At 60.2% G+C, this 2,818-nt stretch carries 2 rRNA genes; both read left to right on the forward strand.

Going from position 1 to position 2,818, the window contains the following annotated elements:
• Nucleotides 1-265: ribosomal RNA gene (locus CSQ85_RS12855) — 16S ribosomal RNA — on the forward strand; the annotation flags it as partial.
• A 445-nt stretch (nucleotides 266-710) separates the two neighbouring features.
• Nucleotides 711-2,818, forward strand: a 23S ribosomal RNA gene (locus CSQ85_RS12865); the annotation flags it as partial.

A 2,818-nucleotide genomic window follows, 5' to 3' on the forward strand; every position in this document is an offset into this window, starting at 1 on the left:
GATCCCTGAAAACCGGTCTCAGTTCGGATTGGAGTCTGCAACCCGACTCCATGAAGGCGGAGTCGCTAGTAATCGCGAATCAGCAACGTCGCGGTGAATGCGTTCCCGGGCCTTGTACACACCGCCCGTCAAGTCATGAAAGTGGGTAGCACCCGAAGCCGGTGGCCTAACCGCAAGGATGGAGCCGTCTAAGGTGAGACTCGTGATTGGGACTAAGTCGTAACAAGGTAGCCGTACCGGAAGGTGCGGCTGGATCACCTCCTTTCTACGGAGAATTCAGGCTCGTGTCTGCGAGCCGGTGTGGGCCCGAGGCCGGATCGTCCGGTGTTCTCGGGTCGGCTGGCGTGGAAGAGGTCGTTGGCTGTTGGCGTCGCCCGTCGTGGGGTGGCGCGTGTGGTGCGGGCATGCTTTTGGGTTCCCGGACCGCCACTTCCCGTGGTGTTGTCGCGGGGGCGGGTCCGTCGCCATGCGGCGCGGGTCGTTCCGGTCTTCGGGCCGGGTCGGGTCGGCTGTGTGTGCGGTGGTGGTTTGAGAACTGGATAGTGGACGCGAGCAAGATGGCAACGTTTGTGTTGCTTCTTGCTGTTGATTTCGAAGAGCACATTCTTTTTGTGTGTTCGTCGATCGTTTTGTGATCATTCTAGTTGTATTGATGTGTCGTCTGGGAGTTCGCTATGGCAGTGGCGGGTGGCCCGCATCCTTGTGGTGTGTGGTTGCTTGCCTAGGGCGTAGGGTGGATGCCTTGGCAGACAGGACCGATGAAGGACGTTTGAGGCAGCGATATTCCTCGGGGAGCCGCCAACAGGGCTTCGATCCGAGGGTCTCCGAATGTGGGAACACGGCCGCCGTCATGGGCGGTCACCGGCTTCGGCCGGGGGGTACGCAGGGAAGTGAAACATCTCAGTACCTGCAGGAAAGGATATTCCGTGAGTAGTGGCGAGCGAAAGCGGATCAGGCCAAACCGCGTGCGTGTGGTACCCGTCGGGGGTTGCGCGCGTGGTGTTGAGGGAACGTGTGTCCCGGCTCCGACGGGCCGGGCGGGAGTGATAAAACCGTGTGCGAGGCGAACCGGGTTGGATACCGGGCCGCAGAGGGTGATGGCCCCGTAGCCGTACGCGCATGGTCTCCCGATCGCGTCTCCCAAGTAGCACGGGCCCCGTGGAATCCCGTGCGAATCCGTGCAGACCGTTGCATAAGCCTAAATATTCCTGTCTGACCGATAGTGCACAAGTACCGTGAGGGAAAGGTGAAAAGTACCCCGGGAGGGGAGTGAAACAGTCTCTGAAACCGTGCGCCTGCGATCCGTCGGAGCCTTCTTGTGGGGTGACGGCGTGCCTATCGAAAAATGAGTCTGCGAGTCAGTGGCATGTGGCGAGCGTAAGCCGTGTGGTGTACGCGTAGCGAAAGCGAGTCTTAAAAGGCGTTTTTGAGTCGCGTGTCCTGGACCCGAAGCGGGATGATCTAGCCCTGAGCAGGTTGAAGCGCGGGTAGGACCGTGTGGAGGACCGAACCCACCTGGGTTGAAAACCGGGGGGATGACTTGGGGTTAGGGGTGAAAGGCCAATCAAATTCCGTGATAGCTGGTTCTCTCCGAAATGCATTTAGGTGCAGCGTCGGTTGATTGCTTCCGGGGGGTAGAGCTACTGGATGCTTGCGGGCCCGTACAGGGTACCAACAGCAACCAAACTCCGAATACCCGTGAAGTGTATTCCGGCAGTGAGTCGGCGGGGGATAAGCTCCGTCGTCGAGAGGGAGACAGCCCAGACCGTCGTCTAAGGTCCCGAAGCGTGTGCTAAGTGGGAAAGGATGTGGAGTCGCATAGACAGCCAGGAGGTTGGCTCAGAAGCAGCCACCCTTGAAAGAGTGCGTAACAGCTCACTGGTCTAGTGGTTCCGCGCCGACAATGTAGCGGGGCTCAAGCACACCACCGAAGACGCGGCAGCAGTTTTCTGCTGGGTAGGAGAGCGTCCCACACCGGGTCGAAGCGGCCGCGCAAGCGCGCCGTGGACTGTGTGGGAGTGAGAATGCAGACATGAGTAGCGAGAGCGGGGTGAGGATCCCCGCCGCTGGATGACCAAGGGTTCCAGGGCCACGTTCATCGTCCCTGGGTGAGTCGGGTCCTAAGGCGAGGCCGACAGGCGTAGTCGAATGGATGAACGGGTCGATATTCCCGTACCGGCTTGCAGCCGCCCGATCCGAGGCAGCGAGCACTAACCTCCGTCGTCGTGTGATGTTCCCTTCGGGGTTCGGATCGCGGCGGTGTTGGGACCGTAGCTGTAGTAGGGTAGCGCGAGGAGTGACACGGACGGGTAGCCGGCCGCGGAGGTGGTTTTCCGTGGTCAAGCACGCAGGCCGTCCCCCAGGCAAATCCGGGGGGCATGGGGCCGAGGTGTGATGATGGGCGCCGTTGGGCGCGAATCCGGTGATCCCGACCGTCGAGAAAAGCTTCGGCGCGAGGCTGTTTGCCGCCCGTACCCCAAACCGACACTGGTGGTCTGGTAGAGTATACCGAAGCGATCGAGCGAATCCTGGTCAAGGAACTCGGCAAATTGCTCCCGTTCCTTCGGTTTAAGGGAGACCCCCGGTGGTGAAAGGACTTGCTCCTGGAGCTGTTGGGGGTGGCACAGAAGAGGGGGTAGCGACTGTTTACCAAAAACACAGGTGCATGCGAAGACGTAAGTCGCTGTATATGCACTGACGCCTGCCCGGTGCCGGAAGGTTAAGAGGATCCGTCAGCTCACGCGAAGCGGTGAATTCAAGCCCCGGTAAACGGCGGTGGTAACTATAACCATCCTAAGGTAGCGAAATTCCTTGTCGG

The sequence above is a fragment of the Bifidobacterium rousetti genome, from assembly GCF_008698235.1.
In the GTDB taxonomy this organism is placed as follows: domain Bacteria; phylum Actinomycetota; class Actinomycetes; order Actinomycetales; family Bifidobacteriaceae; genus Bifidobacterium; species Bifidobacterium rousetti.